Source organism: Microbacterium sp. MAH-37, assembly GCF_009758255.1.
Taxonomy (GTDB): Bacteria; Actinomycetota; Actinomycetes; order Actinomycetales; family Microbacteriaceae; genus Microbacterium.
The window spans coordinates 795624-814448 of record NZ_WSEN01000010.1 but is presented as its reverse complement, the minus strand read 5'-3'; the positions used below and the strand labels follow the sequence as shown (position 1 = coordinate 814448).

Annotated in this window: 16 protein-coding genes and 1 pseudogene; 12 read left to right on the top strand and 5 right to left on the bottom strand. The window is 66.8% G+C overall.

Annotated elements, in window-relative coordinates:
* The first annotated feature begins 111 nt into the window (after positions 1–111).
* From rpmH to rsmG, 6 genes are read left to right on the top strand one after another with little or no spacing between them, the layout of a single operon-like run.
* On the top strand, positions 112–249 hold the full coding sequence (gene rpmH / locus GON06_RS17995; RefSeq protein WP_116241601.1) for a 50S ribosomal protein L34: 138 nt from the start codon (positions 112–114) through the stop codon (positions 247–249).
* Positions 250–271: 22 nt separating this feature from the next.
* A complete protein-coding gene (gene rnpA / locus GON06_RS17990; RefSeq protein ID WP_332837702.1) occupies positions 272–616 on the top strand; it encodes a ribonuclease P protein component in 345 nt (114 codons plus the stop codon).
* A complete protein-coding gene (gene yidD / locus GON06_RS17985) occupies positions 613–978 on the top strand; it encodes a membrane protein insertion efficiency factor YidD (protein WP_157313687.1) in 366 nt (121 codons plus the stop codon). Before rnpA ends, yidD begins: the two co-directional genes overlap by 4 nt.
* Positions 968–2053 (top strand): membrane protein insertase YidC, encoded by a 1086-nt coding sequence (gene yidC, locus GON06_RS17980; protein ID WP_332837701.1) that lies wholly within the window; start codon positions 968–970, stop codon positions 2051–2053. The genes yidD and yidC overlap by 11 nt, the downstream gene beginning before the upstream one ends.
* Positions 2050–2541, top strand: a complete 492-nt coding sequence (locus GON06_RS17975) for a Jag family protein (RefSeq protein ID WP_332837700.1) — start codon at positions 2050–2052, stop codon at positions 2539–2541. Before yidC ends, GON06_RS17975 begins: the two co-directional genes overlap by 4 nt.
* Before the next feature lie 45 nt (positions 2542–2586).
* On the top strand, positions 2587–3225 hold the full coding sequence (gene rsmG, locus GON06_RS17970) for a 16S rRNA (guanine(527)-N(7))-methyltransferase RsmG (protein ID WP_157313686.1): 639 nt from the start codon (positions 2587–2589) through the stop codon (positions 3223–3225).
* A 5607-nt stretch (positions 3226–8832) separates the two neighbouring features.
* Here rsmG and GON06_RS17965 read toward each other — a convergent pair.
* Positions 8833–9159 (bottom strand): annotated as a pseudogene (locus tag GON06_RS17965) (type I glutamate--ammonia ligase); the annotation flags it as partial.
* Between the two features lie 225 nt (positions 9160–9384).
* On the opposite strand from GON06_RS17965, the gene GON06_RS17960 reads away from it, so the two are divergent.
* The 6 genes from GON06_RS17960 (at position 9385) to GON06_RS17940 (ending at position 13503) form a co-directional block, all read left to right on the top strand.
* Positions 9385–10254, top strand: coding sequence for a ParA family protein (locus GON06_RS17960; protein ID WP_198346762.1), 870 nt, complete (start codon positions 9385–9387; stop codon positions 10252–10254).
* Positions 10254–11261 (top strand): ParB/RepB/Spo0J family partition protein, encoded by a 1008-nt coding sequence (locus GON06_RS17955; protein ID WP_157313684.1) that lies wholly within the window; start codon positions 10254–10256, stop codon positions 11259–11261. The genes GON06_RS17960 and GON06_RS17955 overlap by 1 nt, the downstream gene beginning before the upstream one ends.
* A gap of 83 nt (positions 11262–11344) precedes the next feature.
* Entirely contained in the window at positions 11345–11761 is a 417-nt protein-coding gene (locus GON06_RS19140) for a ParB-like protein (RefSeq protein WP_198346761.1), read from the top strand.
* Positions 11758–12411, top strand: a complete 654-nt coding sequence (locus GON06_RS17950) for a ParB/Srx family N-terminal domain-containing protein (RefSeq protein WP_198346760.1) — start codon at positions 11758–11760, stop codon at positions 12409–12411. The genes GON06_RS19140 and GON06_RS17950 overlap by 4 nt, the downstream gene beginning before the upstream one ends.
* A 262-nt stretch (positions 12412–12673) precedes the next feature.
* A complete protein-coding gene (locus GON06_RS17945; RefSeq protein WP_332837699.1) occupies positions 12674–12994 on the top strand; it encodes a tryptophan synthase subunit alpha in 321 nt (106 codons plus the stop codon).
* Positions 12991–13503 (top strand): GrpB family protein, encoded by a 513-nt coding sequence (locus GON06_RS17940; RefSeq protein WP_157313683.1) that lies wholly within the window; start codon positions 12991–12993, stop codon positions 13501–13503. Before GON06_RS17945 ends, GON06_RS17940 begins: the two co-directional genes overlap by 4 nt.
* A 75-nt stretch (positions 13504–13578) precedes the next feature.
* Here the strand turns inward: GON06_RS17940 and trxA are convergent, their stop codons facing one another.
* The 4 genes from trxA to GON06_RS17920 all read right to left on the bottom strand — a co-directional run bounded on the left by trxA (position 13579) and on the right by GON06_RS17920 (position 18774).
* Positions 13579–13902 carry a thioredoxin gene (trxA, locus tag GON06_RS17935; RefSeq protein ID WP_116241612.1) on the bottom strand — a complete coding sequence of 108 codons (324 nt, stop codon included), beginning with the start codon at positions 13900–13902 and terminating at the stop codon, positions 13579–13581.
* 80 nt (positions 13903–13982) lie between these two features.
* Entirely contained in the window at positions 13983–14939 is a 957-nt protein-coding gene (gene trxB / locus GON06_RS17930) for a thioredoxin-disulfide reductase (RefSeq protein ID WP_157313682.1), read from the bottom strand.
* 92 nt (positions 14940–15031) lie between these two features.
* The gene (gene murJ / locus GON06_RS17925) at positions 15032–16651 is read right to left on the bottom strand and encodes a murein biosynthesis integral membrane protein MurJ (RefSeq protein ID WP_332837697.1); all 1620 of its coding nucleotides are present in this window, start codon (positions 16649–16651) and stop codon (positions 15032–15034) included.
* Complete coding sequence (locus GON06_RS17920) at positions 16648–18774, bottom strand: DUF6049 family protein (RefSeq protein ID WP_157313681.1); 2127 nt, start codon at positions 18772–18774, stop codon at positions 16648–16650. Before GON06_RS17920 ends, murJ begins: the two co-directional genes overlap by 4 nt.
* Positions 18775–18825: the final 51 nt, after the last annotated feature.

Sequence of the window (18825 nt, the reverse complement as noted above, 5' to 3'; positions counted from 1 at the left end):
TTTGCCCTGCGCGTCGGCAGGTCGTACCCTTAATCGGTTGACTTATGCCCTAGAGGCAGTACCCCCGTCTCCGGTCTTTTCTTCCGGTGACACCGATCCCGGAGTGATTCCATGAGCAAGCGCACTTTCCAGCCCAACAACCGTCGTCGCGCCAAGAAGCACGGCTTCCGCGCCCGCATGCGCACCCGCGCCGGCCGCGCCATCCTTTCGGCCCGCCGCTCGAAGGGCCGCGTCGAGCTCTCGGCGTAACCCCTTCACTCCCGACGGCCTAGTGCTCGCTCGACCCCACCGTCTGACCGACGGCGCCGACTACCGACTGGTGGTCCGACGCGGACAGCGATGCGGGGGGCCGCGAGTGATCGTCTCGCTGCTGCCTCGCAGCGAGACGCGAGTGGCCCGATTCGGGTTCATCGTCAGCAAGCAGGTAGGGACCGCTGTGGTTCGCAATACCGTCCGTCGTCGCCTCAAGGCGATCTGCGCGGACCTGCTGAGCGCGATTCCAGAGGGCACGGATGTCGTCATCCGTGCCCTTCCTGCGTCTGCCACCGCCGATTTCGGCGACCTCCGCGCCGATGTGGCCCGCTGCTTCCGCCGGCTCAGCCCGGTGACGTCATGAGCGCGCTGCCGCAGTACGCCTACGGGACTGCGACGATGCACCCGAAGGATCTGCTGCGCAGCATCCCGGCCATTCCGCGCAATCTCGTACTCGCCTTCCTGGTGACGTACCGCAAACTCATCTCCCCGCTGTACGGGGACGTCTGCAGGTATTACCCGTCCTGTTCCGCTTACGCTGTAGGAGCGGTGCAGCAGCACGGCGCCGTGAAGGGGAGTCTGCTCTCCGGCTGGCGCATCCTGCGGTGCAATCCCTGGAGCGAGGGCGGCGTCGACGACGTCCACCCGCACGCTCACTTCCGATACGACCTGACTCCGCATGGATTCGTCGTACCCGCTCGAAAGGAAATGAACAGTGGGTCCTGACCTTCTGCTCGCAGCCAGCACGCCTACGCCGACGCCGCCGGCCTCCGGCGGTGGCTTCGATCTGCTCGGCACCATCATGTGGCCGTTCAAGTGGCTCGTCGAGGCGATCCTCGTCGGGTGGCACTGGCTGTTCACCGCCTTCGGCATGGAGGCCGCATCCGGCCTGACCTGGGTGCTGTCGATCATCGGCCTCGTCATCGTCATCCGCCTGGCTGTCTTCCCGCTCTTCGTGAAGCAGATCAAGAGCCAGCGCAAGATGATGGAAATCGCTCCTGAGATGAAGAAGATCCAGGAGAAGTACAAGGGCAAGCGCGATCAGCTCTCCCGCGAGGCGATGAGCCGCGAGACCATGGCGCTGTACAAGAAGCACGGCACGACGCCGATGTCGTCGTGTCTGCCGCTGCTGGTGCAGATGCCGTTCCTGCTCGGCATGTTCTACACGCTGAGTGACGTCGCCAGGCACGCGCAGGCCGGCGTCGGCGGTGTGGGCCTGCTGAACGCCCAGCTGACGATGCAGTTCTACGACGCGACGCTGTTCGGTGTCGCTCCGCTGCACGTCAGCCTGAAGGATGCCGTCACCCAGCAGCCCGAAGGGTGGCAGGTCACCGTCACGATCCTGGTCGTCCTCGTGATCCTGATGATCGGATCGCAGTTCTTCACGCAGCTTCAGCTGATCTCGAAGAACCTCTCGCCCGAGGCCAAGACCGGCCAGGCATACCAGATGCAGAAGATCATGCTCTACATCCTGCCGCTGGGCTTCATCTTCTCGGGTGTGTTCTTCCCGCTCGGTGTGGTCATCTACTGGTTCATCTCGAACCTGTGGACCATGGGCCAGCAGTTCCTCGTCATCCGCGAGATGCCGACTCCTGGCTCGGAGGCCGCGAAGGAACGCGAGGAGCGCCTGGCGCGCAAGGGCAAGGCGATCAACTCTCAGGGCAAGATCGTGCCGATCGCGGCCTACGAGGCGGAGCAGCAGAAGATGCTCGAGGACGCTGAGCGCCTGAAGGCACAGCAGCCCAAGCGTGAGCAGCCGATGAGCAAGAAGCGTGCCAAGAAGAAGGGCGGCAACTCGTGAGCGAAGACCTGAAGCACCAGACGGAGACGACCGTCGAGCAGCTCGAGCACGAGGGCGACATCGCCGCGGACTTCATCGAGGAGCTCCTCGACATCGCCGACATCGACGGCGACCTGACCCTCGACGTGCGGCAGGGTCGCGCGTACGTGTCGGTAGAGGCAGAGGGCAACGGCCTGGCCGTGATCTCGGCGCCCGACACCGTCCAGGCGCTGCAGGAGCTCACCCGCCTGGCGGTGCAGAGCAAGACCGGCGCGTTCTCGCGGATGATCCTCGACATCGGGGGATCCCGCGACACGCGTCGCCGGCAGCTGGAGTCGCTGGTGGATGCCGCGGTGTCGAAGCTCGACGAGGGCGCCTCGCAGGCCTCATTGCCGTCGATGTCGAGCTACGAGCGCAAGCTGGTGCACGACATCGTCGCCGACCGTGGACTCATCTCCGAGTCGTACGGCGAGGGCAACGACCGCCACACGGTGATCCGCCGGGGCTAATCGCCCCTGCTCCACCGGGTCATTGAGCGAGCGAAGCGAGACGAAATGCCCTCCACTCCCGCCGCGGAACTCGAGCCGGAGCCGGCGGTCGCGGCCGAGCTGTTCGGTGACCGACTCGACTTGGCCCGCCAGTTCACAGAAAACCTTGCTGATCAGGGAGAATTGCGTGGTCTGATCGGTCCGCTGGAGCTGCCGAGGCTGTGGACGCGGCACGTGCTGAACAGCGCGATCGCGGCTCCACTCTTCTCCGGCTCGGTGGCCGACGTGGGGTCCGGTGCCGGCCTGCCCGGCATCGTCCTCGCGATCGCGCGGCCGGACGTGCAGTGGACCCTCATCGAACCGATGGAGCGCCGCACCGACTGGCTGAGTGAGCAGGTCGACGCACTGGGGCTGGACAACGTGACGGTCATGCGGGCACGCGGTGAGGACGTCGGCATCGAGTTCGACATGGTCACGGCGCGAGCGGTGAGTGCGCTGCGCACCCTGGTCCCCGTCGTCGCACCGCTGGTCCGGGACGGCGGCGAGATCGCTCTTCTCAAGGGGCAGGGTGCGCCGGCGGAGATCGAGGCGGCGCAGAAGGCGCTGCGCAAGTACAAGGTGTCCGATGTGCGCGTCGAGGTTCTCGGTGAGGGCGTTCTGACGGAGACCACACGCGTCGTGCGGGGAGTGGTCCGCGCCTCGTGATTGCTCACGGCGTCATCGTCGATGCCTGAGCTCCAACCACTTCGCCCGAAGCACGCTCCGGCTCTGCTGACGTTCGAGAGCGAGAACGGAGTCTGCTTCGCGGCGTCCGTGCCGGATGGAGATGATGAGTTCTTCGCAGCTTTCGAAAAGTGATTCGCGCAGCTGCTCGACTTGCCAGACATGAGGAACGGACTTCTTTCCCGTGCTCGTCGGGGAGGTTCGGGGACGGGTGACCCTCGTCGAGGTCGTCGACGGGTCTGCGGAACTCGGGTATCGGGTAGCGCAGAAGGCAGCGGGGAGCGGGCTGGCGACGGCGGTGGCCGAGGTTCGTGGTCTGGCTGTTGAGCAGTATGGACTCGATAGGCTGACCGGCCGAGGTGGGATGGGCGACTGGGCGTAGAGACATGTGCTCGAGCGCAACGGCTTCGTGGTGGTCGATGAGGTCGTGCGTGCAGGCAGAGCCACGCTGTCGTTTGCCTGCGAGCATCGCTGTGGCACGGCGACCTGGTGGCACAAGATCTCGAACAGCGGGGGCAATTGGTTTCACGTGAAACATGGTGGGCGCGGGGCGCGTGGTGCGCGGGGTACTCACTGTCGTTGTTCTGCCGATGTCGTGGGGACCTGCGGAAACCCCAGGTCCCCATATGTCTGCGAGCGTCGCTGAAGCTGGGCTGTCTGAGCTCTCTTTGTCGAATGCGCGGCGGGGTTTCACGTGAAACATCCGGATCCGCGCCTTCGCGGTGCGTCGGTGTTCGTCCGATGCCACGGCGCCGGGCTGCGGGCATCTCGGGTCCTGTGGTTGTGGGTGTGTGGGCGCGGGTCTGCGCGCGATGGGTACGCGTGTCGGGGGTCTGAGATGTGCTGTCAGGGGAGCCGGCTTCGCGAGTTGTTCTCGCGGAGAACTCAGCGCGCGGGGGCTCGACAATCTTCGACGTGGGGTGCGGGAGGGCGACTCTTGCTCATTCGCGCGCGGGGTGGCCCTCGGCTTCGGGTAGGTACGTTTCACGTGAAACATTCGGGACGGGTGAATCGTGCAGACAGCAACAACGCGTAGGCGGTTCGCGCGCACGCACGCAACTGCACTCTCTGGCGATGTGCGTGGCGACCGCACTCGGGGTTCGGGAGGGTCGTCTTGGATCGATCGGAATCTCAGGGATTGGCCGAGGTCAGGTCGTCGCGTCCGGTGGTGAGACGAGCGCGACAGTGTTTTCGGCGACACTTGCTTGCCGACAGGCCACTTCAACCCTGCCGCGCCGGCGCATCGTGAACGCAGGGGAGGCCACACGTTCGGGTGCCCGGGCGGTTGGGCGGTGGTCAGCATCATTGGTCATTACCGTGATTCACGGGAGTCGGTTGGGTTCCCCATTGGTATCTCGGAGTCGACGCGGTGTGCGTCCGCCTTATGGGCTGTTCCGAGTGCTGCGGCGGTGCACTGGCTCTCAGCTGGACTCGAGTGCGTGAGTTGCGTTTCACGTGAAACATCGTGCCCTAACCAGCTTCAAAGGTGCGAAGGTCAGGCATGAGAGCGACGGGACCCTGTACCAGCGCTGGTGCATAACGGGGGCATCGCTAGTTCGCGCCCGCAATACGCGCGGGTCTGGTTCAGCAAAGTGGTCTGGTGCAGTTCGCTGTGTGGGTGTTGGCGGTGGGATGGCAGCTCAGCGTGAGGTCGGGGCAGTTCCCTTGATTGGCTACGCGGTCACGACGAGCCACACTGGGTGCTCGCGTTGTATTGCTGCGGCGCGGGCCGGCTGACCAGACACCGACTTCGTCACCTGTCTCCATCTGTATGGGTGGAGCGTCGGAGGCTCTGAGACAGCTCTGACGCTGCGCAGGCCGCGGCGTACCGTGAAAGATCAGGTGCGGTCGAGTCCTGCGGCATGTAGAGGACTGTGTGCTGGTGGGTACTGACCCGCATCGAGCCCCGGCGTTGGCGGCAGTGTGTTTCACGTGAAACTCGCGATTCGGCGCACGGGTACGGACTCCATGCACGTACCGGTCGCGCATACGACGCCCCGGTGCCGATGTTGAGGGGGCGACGCAGATGGTCGGATGCTGTCCTGGTCACCAGTGGTGATTGTTGGCGCTGCTTTGGGTGATTGGCGGGTCCGCCCGCCGACAGGTTGGTGACTGGTCTCGATTGAGTGAGGCCTGCGAGACAGGGGAGCGATCGTTCGGAGATGAGCTCTGCGGTGCGACTCGGCAGCAGCCCCGCCACGCGCCGCGAGTGCGGTGTATCTTTTCAGCGTCCTACTGCCCTTAGCTACGCGAACTCGCAGGACGGCGCGACGCCTCGTTTCACGTGAAACGTCACGAGATGTGCCGGTCATTGCCGACGCCGCAGCCTCTGGCGGTTGAGGGTGACGCATGGCGTTGGGGCGACGGCTGCCTCGGTTCCTTCGTGTTCGGGCAGCCCGGTGCATATAGGCACGGCGCACCCCATCGCCTATCAGTCGCTGTTGTGTCCGTGTTTCACGTGAAACATCGCATGATGAGCAGGTGATGGGCCGTGCTCGCCCAATCGTCACGGCAGGGGGCGATGAGCGTGGGCCAGCGGCAGGTGCCTGTGCTCGCACGCGAACCCATGAACCGCAGCGCTTGGACACATGCGGGATAGCGAAGGCCGGTGTGAGGGAGGGTTTCTAACGCTGTGCCATCGGCTGATGCCGTACCCGGTTCCGCATGCGTGTCTCGCGGGCACTGACCAATATGACCCCGCGGAGCCCGTGGCCGCCCACGATGTTTCACGTGAAACACTCACTCCGGATCTGGGCCCCGGGCCATCTGGAGCGACGGACGCGCTTGAGGCCGGCCGAGTAGACGTGCCGGGTGACGAATTGCTCGCGCCGATACCGACAGGCAGTGGTGCCACCGTTGAACTCCGAACTCAGACTCCGGTCCACTCATCGGCGTTGCCATGCGGCAGAACCGCAGACATACAGATGGGCCACGATTTCGCACTCCGTGGCAGAGGCTTGGAGACCGCGGTCTGTGGTCCCAGATCACGTGCTTGTGCCTGAGACGAGGAGATCGCTTCTCCTCTGTTTCACGTGAAACGTCCGGGCGCAGGAAGTGACGCCGGAACACTCGCCGGCGGATCCAGAGTTGACGCGTGGCCGCTGGGCGTGACGGAGATTCACTGCGGCGTGTGCCTCGTCAGGGTCGATGAGCCGCTCGTGATTCGGGATGGAGGACGGCTGGACTCCGACTGAACGTACCGCGCGGGCCGATCTGCGAACCGCGAGGGTAGAGGGCAGGAACCGTAGACGCTGATGGCGCAAATGTCCGCACACGGAGTGGGACCAGGGGGGTGCGCCCATTGCTGCGGGGCGACACCTCATCTGCTTCGCGGCACCAAGCCGTGTTCCTGGCCCGACACTTCGAGGCGGAACCCTTTCGCCACTGATGGACGCCGGGAGTGTCGTCCTGCGGGCGGAGGTGGACACGGATCTGATGTCAGGGACGACCATGTCCGCGGCCAGGAACGCGACCGGGCAGCGGCGGCATACACCCTGACCGTAGCGGACCGCGCAGGGTGTGCGACTTGGGGTCGTGGCCGAAGGGCCTGCTTCGGGGTTACGCCCGGTCGTGCACGCTGCGGCGCTGCTCAAGCCCAGGTCTGCACAGCATCAACACCGTGACGCTCGTCGCAGCGGGTGGGGGGCGGCGGACCGCGACGCAAGACGACTGTGTTTGGAGCGAGCTCGTTCTTTCGTCGGGGTGGGGCATGTCTCTCCACATGATGGAGAACGGACCCACCCGACGCCGAGGATTCGTGTGGGCGGCCAGCGACATCGGTATCGGGAGTACACGAGGGTACGGGGAGGACGAGGTTGCGCCATGGGGTGGACATCCTGGCCTCGCCTGACACGCCCCCACCTCCCATCGGAAGCGCACACGGACGCGGATGTTTCACGTGAAACCGGGGGGCCACGCCGCGCTCTTCCTCACCGGATGCGTGAACACCGCTGTTTCACGTGAAACGAAGCGGGGTGCGGTCAGTGCGTGTGCCTGCCGACGCAGGTGCATGCCCGTAGTTGCGAGCGTGAAGTTGCTCCGGCCTGGCGTGGGACGCGGGACGCGATCGACCGACATTCGGATCGCGCACCCCGACGACCAGCGGGGAACCTCACGTTTGAGTGGAGCCGGAGGAGCGAGGTGCCTCACCTCGCTTGGCGCTGAGCCCAACCAGGACCCGGACCCAGGAGAGACGGAGGGTGACGCCTGACCGACACATGACTCGGTTGAGTTATCACCAAGCTCTACGTCATCAAAGGCCCCACTGGCTACGAACTCGGCGAGAACTATCCGAGCCAGGGGAGCGCGAAGCGGCGCCGACGTCCATGATGCCCGCATGTCGCGGTTCGCGCCCGTCGTGGCGCTCCTCTCACAATCAGCTCCGAGCTAAGGAGGCGCGTGCCAGAGTGCCCCCAGAAGCAAGAGCAGGTGAAGCGCCGGGCCGCGGGGCGGCCCAATGTTTCACGTGAAACACGGGACTGAGGGTTGAGAGAACTGCGGCAGGAACAGTCTCTCCGTAGGCGCAGTCGCCCGGATGGGATGCATCCAGATGACCCTCGCTCCAGCTCCCTGGGGCGGCGCAGGAGATGATCGGGCGCCGGAGGAGGGCGCCGGAACCTCTGCGTCGCCGACACGGGTGCCAGGAGTGGAGCGCCCGTCGTAGTCCTCCGCTGTCGAATGTAGGTGGCGGCGAGCACGGATATGGGCAGGGATCGCGGTCGATACGTCCTCGCGGACGACCAACGAGCATTGGGTCCGCATGCTGCCCGATGTGGCGATGAAGTGCTGCTGCACTCGCCCGAGCGAGCGTCTGACAGCCAAGCCGAGTGCAGAAACGCGGGCACGGTCCACAAGCCACTCGGCGTCCGGGTTTCACGTGAAACACCGACGTTGTGTCGGCCGACCGGCGGGAGCAGATGGGACGTCGGTGCCGTGATGCCGTCCCAAGAGCCGGCGCGGGGAGCGGAGCTGGAGGAACGTCGTGATGCGGCACGTCCCACAGGTGTGAAGGACCGGGGGGTACGCAGCGCACAGCGTCCATTGACAGTCTCACTCCGCTCAGGAGTCCACAGCCTCCCTGTACTTCCTCGTCGCCTGGCAGGACCGGCGATGGAGCGGTGCAGGGGGAGCGGGGGAATCCAGAGTTCCAGGCGAACTCGCGCGCGTGCTCGCCAGGTCAATCAGTCGTGCGTTCGTACAGCGTATCCACGCGAGACCCAGCGCCGCTGACCTGGCACGCTGGGCACACTGGGCCGCGGCGGCGAGGGCGCACGGGCGGGTATTGGCCCTCGGTTTCACGTGAAACACGCACTCGGCGCCTGTCGGTGGCACCTCTGGCTGAGACGCATCGACGAGCCTGTCGGCGGAAGTTGTGCGTTCGGGTACCTCGGGCAGTGAATCTCCACCCGAAGCTCGTCTGTGGTGTGTCATCGTGTGCATCACGGTGATTCGTCCCGCTTCGTCGTTCACTCCGCGCACTCGGCCCGGCCTTGCGTCATGTGCCAATGTGCGTCTCGGTCCGCCCTATACAGTCGATGACTGGACCTCCGTATTGGGCGATCGTTCGTCCCAGGCAGCCTGACGGGGCGGCGGGATGTTCTCGGCCTCCTCCGGCGGCAGCTCGTAGAGGTCCGTGTCGATCGGCTCCGTCGGCTCGATGCGGTTGCGGATGCCGTCAAGGCCGGCCATCAGCTGGACAGCGAACGCGAGGTACGGGTTGCCCGAGGCGTCCGGGACGCGGAATTCGATGCGCTTGGCCTTCGGGTTCGAACCGGTCAGCGGGATGCGGATCGCGGCGGAGCGGTTGCCAGCGGAGTAGACCAGGTTCACCGGCGCCTCGAAGAGTTTCACCTGGCGGTGGTAGCTGCTCAGGGTCGGGTTGGTGAAGGCCAGCACGCCGTGCGCGCACGTGAGCAGGATCGATCGCACCATCCCGCTCCGCGCAGGAGAACGTGCGTGTGCGGGAAAGCCGGCCATCCTCGCACCGCTGAATCACGAGGATTCCGCGCTCAACCTCCGCAATCCGGTGAGCCCGTCCTCCGCCGGGGGAGGACAGTCGATTAGAGTGGAACACGGTCCCGGAAGGAGTCGATGTTTCACGTGAAACAGTCCGAACAGGCATCGCCGAACGACGATTTCGGGATGGATACTCCTCTTGCTAGAGAACTCGCAGACCTCACCTCACGAAGGCGCGCCCTGGAGGGCGTCACGGTCGACTTCACCGGTCCGACGCGCGTCTTCACGATGTCGAACCAGAAGGGCGGCGTCGGCAAGACCACGACGACGGTGAACGTCGCATCCGCCCTCGCCCACCTCGGCGCGCAGGTTCTCGTGATCGATCTGGATCCGCAGGGGAATGCCTCGACGGCTCTCAGCGTCCCGCACTCCGCCGACGTGCTCAGCGTGTACGACGTGCTGATCAACGGCACTCCGCTGGCCGATGTCGTGCAGGCGAGCCCCGAGTCACCGAACCTCCGCTGCGCCCCGAGTACCATCCACCTCGCCGGAGCCGAGATCGAACTGGTCGCCCAGGTCGCGCGTGAGTTCCGGCTGCGCCGTGCCCTCGAGGTCTACCTCAAGTCGCATCCGACCGACGTCGTGATCATCGACTGCCCGCCGTCGCTGGGGCTTCTCACGATCAACGCGTTCACCGCGGCATCCGAGGTGTTCATACCGATCCAGGCGGAGTACTACGCGCTCGAGGGTCTGAGCCAGCTGCTGGGCAGCATCCAGATGATCCAGCAGCACCTCAACCCTGAACTGCATCTCTCCACGATCCTGCTCACGATGTTCGACGGACGCACTCGTCTCGCGCAGCAGGTCGCCGACGAGGTGCGCAACCATTTTCCGGATCAGGTGCTCGACACCGTGATCCCGCGCTCGGTCCGTGTGTCCGAAGCCCCGAGCTTCGGACAGTCCGTCATCGCTTACGATGGGACGTCGGCCGGGGCGATCGCCTATCAGGAGGCGGCTATCGAGATCGCGTCACGGACGCAGGGTAAGGAGAACTGATGGCGAAGCGCACGGGTCTGGGGCGGGGTATCGGAGCTCTCATCCCCACGGCTGATCAGGCCGCAGAGCGTCCTGTCGACGTCTTCTTCCCCGGCGGCTCGAAGACGACGGATGTCGTCGTCGAGATCCCCAAGCCTTCTGAGGAGGCCAAGCCCGCAGACGCGAACGCTGAGACGGATGCTTCGGATCTGACCGCCGTCCCCGGTGTGCGCCTCATCCAGGTGAACCCGCTCGACATCGTCCCGAACCCCCGTCAGCCGCGCACGCACTTCAACGAGGATGACCTCGCCGAACTCGTGCACAGCGTCAAGGAGTTCGGCGTGCTGCAGCCCGTCGTGGTCCGTCGCAACGCCGAGGGCGAGTACGAGCTGATCATGGGGGAGCGGCGCACCCGCGCCGCACGCGAGGCCGGCCTGGAGTCGATCCCCGCCATCCTGCGCGAGACGGCGGATGAAGACCTGCTGCGCGACGCGCTGCTCGAGAACCTGCATCGCTCTCAGCTGAACCCGCTCGAGGAGGCATCCGCCTACCAGCAGCTGCTCGAGGACTTCGGCATCACCCAGGACCAGCTGGCCACCCGCATCGGTCGCTCCCGTCCGCAGGTGAGCAACACCATCCGCCTGCTCAAGCTCCCGGTTCCGGTGCAGCAGCGCGTCGCAGCCGGTGTGCTCTCGGCCGGTCACGCCCGCGCGATCCTCTCACTCGAGGACCCGGAGCGGATGCAGCGACTGGCCGACAAGGTCGTCAACGAAGACCTCTCTGTGCGTGCCACGGAGCAGGTCGCGAAGTCGATGCCCGAGACCACCGAGAAGGCGGTCAAGCCGCAGCCCGGTGCTCGCCGCGCGTATCTCGACGAGGTCGGCAGCAAACTGGGTGACCGCCTCAACACTCGCGTCCACGTCACGCTCGGTGCTCGGAAGGGCCAGGTCAAGATCGACTTCGCGTCGATCCAGGACCTGAACCGCATCCTCGGCGAGCTCGGCGAGCAGGAGTACGGCTCGCGCTGAGCTTCCGAGGCTGACGCAGCGACCACGGACGGCGTCAACCCGACGTTCACGCCCGGTTCACCGGCATCCGCGACGCTGTGCGCGTGTCGACCACCACTCGTCCCGCGGTCCGTCGTGCGACGACCGCTGCCGTCGCCCTCGCCGTCGCGGGTGCCTCCTTCTTCCTCGCCCGGGCCGCCCAGGCCGCACAGAAGTGTCCGACGCCGGGCAATGGCGCACGCGCCGAGTACCTGTGCGCACAGCCGGGTGACCTGATCGACGTACGCATCGGAGACGTGCTCCCGACGCAGCCCTCACTCGGCTACGACGAGGTCTACTACAAGCTCGGCCGCTACACACTGGGCAAGGACAGGATCAACAAGAAGTTCGACGACTGGTGCGAGGCCAACGGTCAGGGCGAAGCCGCGACGGCAGCGCTCGATGCCGGCCTGCTCGACCGAGCAGCTTCACCTGCGACATCCCGCTCGGGACCGAGACCGCGGAGAGCATCGCCCCGATGAAGACCGTGGTGATCGGCCCAGGTGGGAAGCTCTACCTCACCGACGGACACCACACACTCACCTCGTTCTACGAGCTCGCGGACGGTGGCGCGAACCTGCATGTGCGCCTGCGCGTGCTCGGCAACCTCAGCGGCATGGGACAGCCTCAGTTCTGGGACACGATGCAGCAGAACGGCTGGACCTACCTGAAGGATGCAGACGGCGACGCGATCACACCCAAGCAGCTGCCGAGTTCGGTGGGACTCGACAACTTCGAGGACGACAGGCTGCGCAGCCTGCTCTACTTCGGCCGCGACATCGGATACACCGCGGGCTCCGTGCCCTTCCAGGAGTTCTACTGGGCGGATTGGGTGCGCGACTCGGGAGTCGTGGACCTGACGGGCTGGGAACGTGACGACAGCGCGAGTTATCTGGACGCGATCGAGCAGCTGACGAGAGCGCAGACGGCGCTGCCGAAGGATGCGGTGATCGCCGGCGGGCACACAGCGGGGGAGCTCGGGGCGCTGGATGCGTGGAACGACGGGAAGGCAGCGAGCAGCGGGGAGTTCGCGAAGCTGTCGAAGCCGTATGAGGATGCGAAGCCGGGGAAGCTGGCGTACGCGCTGGAGTTCAAGCAATTGAACGGGTTGGTGGGGTCGACCGTTCGTTGATTCCGGGCGGGGGCGCGGCCGGGGAGGTTCCCTGCTCTCGCAGAGAGGGACCCTCCGTTGGCTGGAGCGGGCAAGCCCGCTCCAGCCAACGGCCCCTCCCTATGCTCGCTCCGGGAACCTCCCCACCCGCTCATGCTTCTGGAGATGAGTGACACCCAGGAGGAAGAGGTATCGGGGCGGAACCTTGGCCCCGGTCGGTGAGCGAGGAGGAGCGAGGAGGGCGGCGGGGCCGGGCGTCGGTGGCGGCGTTTAGGCTTGAGGGGTGGAACTTCCTTTCCCGCGGCGGGCGAGCCTCGAGGTGCTGAGAGCCGAAGCAGCCGATGAGCGCTCGGTGCTCGTACACGAGCGCCTGCGCTTCGGAGAGGACCCGTGGGAGTTCATGAGCGAACTGCCCACCACCGATGAACTCGTCGTCCTTCTGCTGCGCACCGACTGGATCGATGCCCACGGCGGGAACATCCGCGACCGAGACTGGAACAACGACGTGCTGCGCCGGATCGCCCTCGAGTACCCGCCGCTGTCGACGACCGTCTGGCAGATGATGCGGCCGGCGTCCTCCGGCTCGACGACACGTCGTCCATGATGCTCGTCGTCCATGATCCCGACTGGCAGCGCCGGTTCGAAGAGATCGCGGACGAGCTCAGACGCGTGGGCGACCGGGACTGGGAGATCGAGCACATCGGGTCGACGGCTGTTCGGGGCATCCGGGCGAAGCCGATCATCGACGTCGCTGTGCGCCTGCGCGACGATGACGGCCTCGAGCGCCATCGTGCTGCACTGGAGGACGCCGGTTGGCGCCTCGGCAGCGGGGTCCGGTCGCACCGGGTGATGGTCTTCGAGGGCTGCGGAGTGCGCACGCGGATCGCGCATTTCTTCGCGCCGGAGCAGTGGGAGCACGCTCACCAGCGTGTGTTCCGCGACTGGCTGCAGCAGCACCCCGATGATGCCCGGCGCTACGAGCGGGTCAAGATCGAGGCATCCGCCGATCCGTCCACCTACAACTCGACGAAGACCGCCGTGGTCCAGGAGGTCATGAATCGCGCTCGTTCGGCCCGAGGGCTGCCCTCCGTGGACGTCTACGACAAACGCTGACGCATCTCATTCCCGAAGTGGAATATAGAAGAAGGCCCGCCCCGGGAACGGGACGGGCCTTCGGAAAGCGGGCGATCAGCCGATGAACGCGGCCAGGTCCTGCTCGAGGGCGAACTTGGGCTTGGCGCCGATGATCGTCGTCTTCACCTCGCCGCCCTGGAACACCTTCATCGCCGGGATCGACGTGATCTGGTACTTCATGGCCAGCTCGGGGTTCTCGTCGACGTTCAGCTTCAGGATGGTGATCTTCTCCGGGTTCTCGGACTGGATCTCGTCGAGGACCGGCGCGACCATCCGACACGGACCGCACCACGCGGCCCAGAAGTCGACGAGCACGGGGCCATCGGCCTGAAGCACGTCCTGCTCCCAGGTCGCCTGGCTGGTTGCCTTGGCAGTCATGGATTCTCCTTGATTCTCGAAAGTCTGTGGGTGCTGCTCACCATGACACAACACCGGACGCCGGTGAAGTGTTCCCCGCCTCAGACCGCTGCGGGCTCGGCCAGCGGGGCGCCGTCGGCGAGGTCGGCGAGGAAGTGCTCGGCGTCCAGCGCTGCGATGGTGCCGGTGCCGGCTGCGGTGATCGCCTGACGGTAGGTCGGGTCGATCACGTCGCCGGCGGCGAACACACCACGCTGGGAGGTGCGCGACGAGCGGCCGTCGACCCAGATCGTGCCCTCGGGCGTCAGGTCGAGCTTGCCGTGCACAAGGTGCGTGCGGGGGTCGTTGCCGATCGCGATGAACAGGCCGTCCAGGGCCAGGTCGCTGAGCGAACCGTCCACGGTCGAGCGCAGCCGCACGCCGGTGGTCTCAGCCTCGCCGAGGATCTCCTCGACCTCGCTGTTCCATACGAACTCGATCTTCTCGTTCGCGAACGCGCGCTCCTGCATGATCTTGGACGCCCGCAGGGAGTCCTTGCGGTGGATCACGTAGACCTTCGACGCGAAGCGCGTCAGGAAGGTCGCCTCCTCCATCGCCGAGTCGCCGCCGCCGACGACGGCGATCGTGCGCTCACGGAAGAAGAAGCCGTCGCAGGTCGCGCACCACGACACCCCGTGGCCGGAGAGACGATCCTCGCCCTCCACGCCCAGCTTGCGGTAGGCGGATCCGGTGGCGTAGATCACCGAGGCGGCCTCGTGCTCAGCGCCGCTGCCCAGGATGACCTTCTTCACCGGACCGTCGAGCTCGAGCGAGACCACGTCGTCGTAGAGCACCTCGGTGCCGAACTTCTCGGCCTGCTCCTGCAGCTTGGCCATCAGCTCGGGGCCCTGGATTCCCTCCGGGAAGCCGGGGAAGTTCTCCACCTCGGTGGTGTTCATCAGCTCTCCGCCGACCTCGACCGAGCTCGCGATGAGCAGCGGCTCGAGGTTCGCACGCGCAGCGTAGATGGCTGCGGTGAACCCGGCGGGGCCGGAGCCGATGATGATGACCTGACGCATGTGATCTCCCTCGTGACCGCGTACAGCGCAGTCGCCTAACAGAACCAATGGTAACCGCGCGACATTCCCGATCGCCGAACGCGCGACGGCACTCAGCGTCCGGGCAGGATCCGCTTCACGATGCCCCGTGCCACCTGCAGCTCGGGCGCGCGCAGCAGAGCGAGGGCGGCGACGTAGACGATCACGACGACCACGGCGATGATGCCGGAACCGATGACGCCGAGGATCTTGTCGGCCGTGGTCCATCCGCCTGTACCGCCGAGCAGCAGGAACACGCCCCAGCCGGCGGCGGCGGCCGGCACCGCGGCGAGGAGGAAACGGCCCAGCGCGGTCATCCACCGACGCGCGTCCAGCAGTCCGAGGCGACGGCGCAGCAGCATCGTCGCGACGACGGTCTGAACGATCCCTGCGAACGACTGCCCCAGAGCCACACCCGCTGCGAGCAGCGTGATCGGCAGCACGTCGGCCGCCGCCATCCATGCCGCAATGGTCGCAGTGACGGCCACGAGGGCGCACTGCAGCAGCGTGAAGAAGAACGGCGTCCTCGTGTCGCCGTAGGCGTAGAACGTGCGCTGCACGATGAACAGCACCGCGAGCGGCAGCAGGCCCACCAGGTAGCAGAGCAGCACGATCGCCGCATCCACAGCATCAGACGACGAGTTCGTGAAGACGCGGGATGCCGGCACGGCCGCCGCCACGACGGCGGCCAGCGCACCGGTCAGGAAGAACCCGAGCGTGCGGATGCTGCGCGAGATGTCTGCGCGCACATCGGCATCGCGGCCGGCGTGCGCATGTTCGGAGAGCTGCGTGAAGTACGGGGTGCCGATCGAGTGCACGATGATCGAGTACGGCAGCATGAAGATCAGCCAGGCGTTGTTCATCACCGTCACGGCCGCAGCCTCGCCCGAGGCGTGGTTGGCCACCCAGTTCTGGTAGAAACCGGCCGCCATGCTGGAGAGGGCCATGAGCAGCGTCCAGCTCGCGATGCGCCCCACGTTGCCCAGTCCGACGCCGCGCCAGCGGAAATCGACCTTGAGAGCGAGCCCCGTCTTGCGCCAGAACAGCAGCAGGATGCCCGCCTGCACGGCGATGCCCGCGGTCGCCGTGCCGCCCAGCCAGGCGACCATGTCGGGGGTCCAGTCCGACACGTTCACCAGGTTCTCGCCGAAGACGGCGCCGATCACCAGGAATCCGATGATGGAGATGATGTTGTTCGCCACCGGAGCCCAGGTGAACGGTCCGAAGATGCGGCGCGCGTTGAGCGTCTCGCCGACGAGGGCGTACAGGCCGTAGAACAGGATCTGCGGCAGGCACCAGTACGCGAACGCGGTCGCGAGGGCGAGCTGCTCGACGTTGTTCGGACTCAGCTGCAGCGAGACCAGCCAGGGCGCGGCGAGCATGGCGACCGCCGTCGCCGCCACGAGCACCACGGTGCCCAGCGTGAACAGCTTCGAGATGAACGCGTTGCCACCGTCGGACTGCGAGCTCGCGCGCACGATCTGCGGCACGATCACGGCGGTCAGCACACCCACGGAGATGAGGTTGAAGACGCTGTTGGGCAGCTGGTTGGCGATGGCGAACGCGTCCGCCGCGGCCGACGCATTCGAACCGATGACGCCGACGAGCACGATCGTGCGCACCAGCCCGGTGACGCGCGAGACCATCGTCCCGGCCCCGAGGATGGCGCTGGCGCGGCCGAGACTGCTGCTCACTCCGACTCCTTCTCGGATGCCGGTCCTGCGGCATCCGTGTCTGCGGCATCCGGTTCCGCCGCGTGCGTGTGCACGGCCGCTCGTGCCCGCCTGCGGCGCAGCACGGTGCGCAGCACTCCGACGCCGAGCAGCAGCACGATCACGCCGCTCAGGATGCCGAGACCGATGCCCTCCCAGTCCGCACGGACGGTGACCGTGGCCGATGCCGCGGCGCCGATGGGCACTCCGGTGGGGCTGGTCAGCCGGAACTGCACCTCGACCTCCCCGCTGCCCACGCGTGCCTCGACCGGAACCGTGACGCGGGTGTTGCTCGAGGCGCCGCCCTTCACCGGCGTGCTCTCCTGAACGCTGAGACGCGGATCGGAGGGTTGCGTGAACAGGGTGAGGTTCACCGGCCAGGGCAGGTCGTTGCGGATCCAGACGGGGAGCGGTGCAGCCGAGGTGAACAACTGCACCGGCGCGGGGTCCTGGATGCCCACGGAGCCGAGGGTGTCGACGGTCTGGGAACGGTGCTCGGCGACCCGCTTCGGGAAGGCCTTGTCGCTCACGCCGACGCCGATGACGCGGAGCATCCGGTTGCGCTCCGGGGCGAGCAGAACGAGCGGCTGCTCGAGGATCGACGAGAACGCCTGCAGTCGGGTCTCGTCGTCGAGCATCGCCTGCAGAGAGGTGGCGCGCCCCGCATCGGGCGTCGCCGTGCTCTCGACCTTGACGGGGGCAGCCCCGCGGAGCCCGGCGAGGCCGGTCGGCGAGGTGGAGACGGCGGCCAGTGCGGCGTGCAGGTCGTCGGCGCTGCGTTTCTCGGACCGGTCGAGCCCGATCAGCAGCGGACGGTCCGGTGTGGCAGCGGCGGTGAGGAACAGGTGCCCCGCGGCGGCAGCGATCTGTCCGTCGCGGGCCGTGGGATCGGCGGCGACGACGGCGGCGGAGAGACGCTTCGAGATGTCCTCGTCGGTGACCAGCACGGCGCGACCCCCGGCCGTCGCGCGTGCGCCGACCTCTCCGTCGACGGAGGTGTCGGGCAGCACAGTGACCGCGTCATCGCCGAGGTAGCTGCTGAACGTCGCGAGGTCGTCCCCGGTCACGTCGCCGCGCGGCCAGAGGATGCCGGGCACGGCGCGCTCCACCTCGGTGAGGGCGGCGTTGTCGGGGAGCACGGGTTCGGCCTGCTCAGGCGTGCTCGTGGGGTTCGGCGTCGGTGCGGCCGTGGCGAAGTCCGAGTTCTTGATCAACCCGGAGAGGTCGGCGGGTCCGAGCAGGTCGTCCAGGCCCGCGTGCGCCTGGGTCGCGGCATCCGCGTCGCCGAACTGCAGTGCGAACCGGTCATTAGGCAGCGCTTCGAGACGGGCGAGCCAGTCGGTCGCCGCCGAGGGAGCGGAGGTTCCCAGCACGCGGATCGCGGCGGGGATGGACGGATCGATCGCGAGAATCGCGGTGGTGCCGGCCACGCCGTCGAGTTGAGCGGTGAGAGCGCCGTCCGGCGCGGTCAGCGCGGCGAGCTCGTCCGCGGTGAGGAGGCTGCCGTTCTTCGGAGTAGCAGTGATCGGCACGAGCACGCTGACATCGGCCGGCTTCGCCGCCTGGATCACGACGACGCTGCCCGAGGTCAGGTCCCATGAGCTCGCGTCGTCGCCGACTCCGGTCGTCGCGCCGCTGAGCGTCGCGCGCAGCGGGTACACGCCCGGCGCCAGTCCGGTCAGCGCGGATGCTGGGACGAGCACACTCGTGACATCCGCGTCGTGTGCGCGCACCGCTTCGGTCGGCTGCGTGGCGATGGTCTCGAAGGCGCCCGTCGAGGTGTCCTCGTCGAGCCAGGCATCCAGAGCCGCGCCGTCGGCCAGGGGCGTGCGGTCGATGGCGAGGGACACCACGCCCTCGGTGAGGCGGTCGTCGGTGTCGTTGCGCACGGAGACACCTGCGGTGAGCGCAGACTCGGGCAGGATCGCACCGGCGGGTGCGACCTCGAGGGTCACAGTGGGGTGGACCTCGTCGTCCGCGGCAGAGGCGGGCTCGCCGGCCGCAGGGAAGGTGAGGAGGGATGCCACGATCGCGACCGCGCCGAGACGCCCGAACAGCCGCCGTGCGCGCGCGCGGAGGCCGTGAGTGGGGGAGGTCGCGGTCATAGGATCTTCCTGGAACGCCGCCGGGCGCCCCTGAGTGTGCTGTCCCGATTC